Here is a 1,535-nt window from a genome sequence, read left to right on the forward strand (position 1 = left end):
CTGTTCCGCCAGCAAACTGCGGCAGAGAGCGCTTTCCTGGTGGTGACTGACTCACGCTTTACCGACAGAAGCCAGTTCCTGAGCAGCGATTATCTGTTGCAGCAGGTCGGTTATGATCCCGGCCAGGTGCATAAGCGCCTGGGGGATGGTTACTACGAACAGCGGGTGGTGCGTGAACAGCTACTGGCGTTGACCGGGCGCCCCTCATTGCAGGGCTTTGATGCCATGGCGCAATATCAGGCCCTGATGAATAACGCGATCACGGTGGCGGAAGATTTCCATCTGGTGCCCGGCGTGGCCCTCACGCCGTCACAGATTGCCGCATTACAGCAGGATATCGTCTGGCTGGTGAGCGAAACGGTTGAGACGGCCACGGGGCCGCAGACCGTGTGGGTGCCGCAAGTCTATCTGGCCAACAGCACGGTGCGCATCACCGGTGATGGCGCGGTGATCGCGGGCGGCAATCTGCAGCTGTCAACCGGCAGCCTCAGCAACGCGGCTAACCTGTTTGCCGATCAGGCGTTAAGTATTGATAGCGACCAGTTCCTGCATCTGGGGGGCGACATCCGTGCTGATACCCTCAATGTGCAGGCAGACAGCATCGGCCTGAGCACCAACCTGCAGGATGCGCTGCGCCAGGCAAGCATGCAGGCGCGTGAGCTTAGCCTGAGCGGCGGCGATATCCGTTTGCAGGGGGCGAGCCTCACCGCCAGCGAGAACCTCAGCCTTAGCGCCAGCAATAATCTGAACATCACCACGGCCCGTAGCAGCACGACGGCGGAACTGAACGTGATTGCCGGCGCGATGGGCAACCGCACCAGCGCCGGGCTGGAAGCCGCCGGTGAACGCCTGGCCCAGGTGAGCGGTGAATGGCAGCAGGTTTTGGGCAGCAGCCTGAATGCCGGCGGCAACCTCAGCCTGACGGCGGGCCAGGATCTCACCCTGCAGGGTAGCCAGGCCGCCGCCGGTGGGGAAACGCAACTGCGGGCCGGCGGCAATGTGGCATTACTGGCTGATACCACCACCCATGATACCCAACTGCATGCCAACAGCAGCACCTCAACGGTGAGCAATAGCCGCCGGGAAGAGACTCTGCACACCAGTGCGCTCAGCGGTGACAACGGTGTGACGCTGGTGGCCGGCGGCAACGTTATCGCCGAAGGCGCGCAGGTGGACAGCGCGGCAGGCAGCATTGGCCTGAGCGCACAACAGGTAACCCTCAAGGAGGCGCGCCAGCGGTTGGCGGAGAGCGACAGCGAGCAAAACCAGGTGGGCGCTACGCAAAGCCAGCGCCAAACCGAAAGCGCCAACGATACCGCGCTTGGCAGCGTGTTCAGCGCCAAAGACGGCGTGACGGTCGTCGCGAAACAGGGGGATATCACCCTCCAGGGCAGCACGCTGCAAAGTGAGGCCGGCACGATTGGGCTTAACGCGGCCGGGGATATTTCTCTCAACGCCAGCCGGGATGAACAGCACCTGATGCAGCAGGGCAGTAGCAGCAGTAAAGGTTTTCTGAGCAGCAGCCAGAATGCCTA

The 1,535-nt window shown here is 62.5% G+C and carries 1 protein-coding gene; it reads left to right on the forward strand.

The genetic code is table 11. The annotated features are described in order from the left end of the window. The coding region (locus tag AC559G_RS18195; RefSeq protein WP_498913695.1) for a hemagglutinin repeat-containing protein at positions 1-1,535 on the forward strand (1,535 nt) is incomplete at both ends.

The organism is Gibbsiella greigii (assembly GCF_039540155.1).
Lineage (GTDB): Bacteria > Pseudomonadota > Gammaproteobacteria > Enterobacterales > Enterobacteriaceae > Gibbsiella > Gibbsiella quercinecans.